This window comes from Bradyrhizobium sp. SZCCT0148, assembly GCF_018129985.1.
GTDB lineage: Bacteria > Pseudomonadota > Alphaproteobacteria > Rhizobiales > Xanthobacteraceae > Bradyrhizobium > Bradyrhizobium japonicum_H.
Map to the genome: position 1 here is coordinate 1 of NZ_JAFCKT010000041.1, position 1,920 is coordinate 1,920.

The 1,920-nt window shown below is 54.1% G+C and carries 5 protein-coding genes; 2 read left to right on the top strand and 3 right to left on the bottom strand.

The features are described from left to right. Positions 1 to 330: 330 nt before the first annotated feature. Positions 331 to 519 (bottom strand): hypothetical protein, encoded by a 189-nt coding sequence (locus tag JQ580_RS33660; RefSeq protein WP_212285662.1) that lies wholly within the window; start codon positions 517 to 519, stop codon positions 331 to 333. A gap of 58 nt (positions 520 to 577) precedes the next feature. Between JQ580_RS33660 and JQ580_RS34430 the strand changes: the two genes are divergently transcribed. Then, the gene (locus JQ580_RS34430; RefSeq protein ID WP_409363246.1) at positions 578 to 769 is read left to right on the top strand and encodes a DUF6894 family protein; all 192 of its coding nucleotides are present in this window, start codon (positions 578 to 580) and stop codon (positions 767 to 769) included. On the opposite strand, the gene JQ580_RS33665 is transcribed toward JQ580_RS34430, so the two are convergent. Further along, a complete protein-coding gene (locus JQ580_RS33665; protein ID WP_212285664.1) occupies positions 762 to 992 on the bottom strand; it encodes a hypothetical protein in 231 nt (76 codons plus the stop codon). The two genes, JQ580_RS34430 and JQ580_RS33665, sit on opposite strands and share 8 nt — an antisense overlap. A 160-nt stretch (positions 993 to 1,152) precedes the next feature. Here JQ580_RS33665 and JQ580_RS33670 point away from each other — a divergent pair, with 160 nt between their 5' ends. Beyond that, complete coding sequence (locus JQ580_RS33670) at positions 1,153 to 1,380, top strand: response regulator (protein WP_212285666.1); 228 nt, start codon at positions 1,153 to 1,155, stop codon at positions 1,378 to 1,380. Here the strand turns inward: JQ580_RS33670 and JQ580_RS33675 are convergent. Then, positions 1,377 to 1,721: a response regulator gene (locus tag JQ580_RS33675; protein WP_212285668.1), complete on the bottom strand. Its 345-nt coding sequence runs from the start codon at positions 1,719 to 1,721 to the stop codon at positions 1,377 to 1,379. The two genes, JQ580_RS33670 and JQ580_RS33675, sit on opposite strands and share 4 nt — an antisense overlap. Positions 1,722 to 1,920 lie beyond the last annotated feature (199 nt).

Below are 1,920 nucleotides of genomic sequence, written 5' to 3' on the forward strand. Positions count from 1 at the left end.
ACTTGCTGAACTTCATGTGCGATCAACTCGCCGAGTCCAGCGGACCAATCAAGGTAGCTGTTCCGGTTTGGTGAGCGATGGAAATCAGCATCGCAAACAAAATGGTCCCGGCCGCTTGGATGTCGGCCCGGGACGAGACGGAGGCGAGTCCCAATTCGATGCTAACTATAGCTTCAATCATTTAGCATTTCCCCGACGGGCGCTTTCGTGAATCAAAGCGATTTTAGCTTTAGCGATCATGATCAGTGGAGAGGTTGCCCTTGTTCCGCATTACACTCGCGGCCGCTACACAAACGGAGCGCAGGCCATGATCCGTGAAATATCCAGCGTTCATTTCGTTGGTAAGAGTTCCGGTGGGCTAGGCATCGGCAAGCCGTATTCCTTCGCGCGCTTGGCCGCCAATTTGCGATAAGCTTGAGCCTGCGTCAGCAACTTGCTTTTAAAATTTCCGTCGGACTCATCCGCCGCAAGATTTTCAAGCTGAACCGCGCGCTCAAGATATTCGGTGAGAAGCTTCACGCACTATCCCCGCTGAGTGCATTAGGGTTCATTCCAAGGTTTTTTCAATATCCCCAACGTGCAGCCGAGCACCGATTGCGCAGGCGACGATAAGGCGGCGTGGCGCGAGGCCACAATGTTCGCTGGGGAATTATTCAAAGACATAGACGGCAAGTTTCGCCCTGGTCAGGAATGGATGTCGGAGGTAACTGACGCTGTGCGCAGAACCAATTTTCCTCCATTTAAATCAGTGAGAAGCTTGGCTAGCTGATCTTCACAAGATTGCCGAACGAAGGCGGCGGTGCCGCCTGAGGCTTCCCCAACCAATCGCTGATTTCCGCTGCGGACTCCGCCTGCCGGACCCGCTTCATCAGAAGCTCGCGCTCAGTCCCAGGTGGCAATTGTTCGGCGGCTTCCCGAAACCTGGCGGCTTCTTCGATAAGGCGTTCTCTGAAAGTCTTTGCATGCTTCGTGCGACGGCGACGCTCTACCACGATTAACCTCCCGCAATGCACAAAATTGTTGTTTGGGGCTTGACATGGAAACGCTCTAATCCATTTCAGGTTCCAGATGTGGAACGGGTCGCTTTATTGGATCGGGTACATCGAACATGAAAGTCGTGTTGGAAGAGGTTTTAATCTGGCAAGCGGGCTCATGCTCGCAACTGCCCCAGGCATCGATGCCGCCATTCTTGACGTGCAACTCGGCAGTGACAGTTCTGAAGCCATTGCCGAAGCCTTGCACCAGCGCGATATTCCCTTCGCCTTCGCCACTGGCTACGGCTCGCAAGGCGTGCCCGCAGCCTTTAAGGACCATCCCGTTCTGCGAAAGCCATTCCCCATGGACGAGCTTGAACGCTGTCTGACGAAACTATTAGGCTAACAAACGCCCGTTGTCTCTCGCATCACGCGCGCAAGGTCGTCTTGAGAAAACGGTTTTCTGATCATGGGAAAGCCGTCGCGCCTTCGCTCACGGCCGGATAGTTGAAGCACCTTCAAGTCTGGCCGAAGGCGCGTTGCTCGCTCTGCAAGTTCGTGACCGTCCATGCCCGGCATGTTTATGTCAGTGATCAGGATCGAAATCCTCCCGTCCCTTGCCAACATGCTCAAAGCTTCAGCGCCACTATGCGCACGAACGACTTCGCAGCCCAAGTCTTCCAGCATGCTCCCAATCACTTCGAGCACGTCGGGATCATCATCAACAACCAATACCAAGTGTCTCATGGCGACCTCTTGGAATAACTCATGCAATAATCTGACGTTCCGCGCTTCCGAGGGGCACCGCGCTTTGGAAAAACTTAGACCCAACCAGCAATCGCAGCGCCTCAAGGTCTTTTCCTTCCCCTGTTAAATCTGCGGCTGGTTTGTGAAATAGTTCATATTGCGAGCTGCAAACGCAGCAGTAGGATCATCTCACCGGGGC

What these genes read in the sequence shown, in the direction of transcription:
- JQ580_RS33675 (WP_212285668.1), bottom strand. Translation starts at nt 1,721, where the DNA reads ATGAGACACTTGGTATTGGTTGTTGATGATGATCCCGACGTGCTCGAA.
- JQ580_RS33670 (WP_212285666.1), top strand. Translation starts at nt 1,153, where the DNA reads ATGCTCGCAACTGCCCCAGGCATCGATGCCGCCATTCTTGACGTGCAA.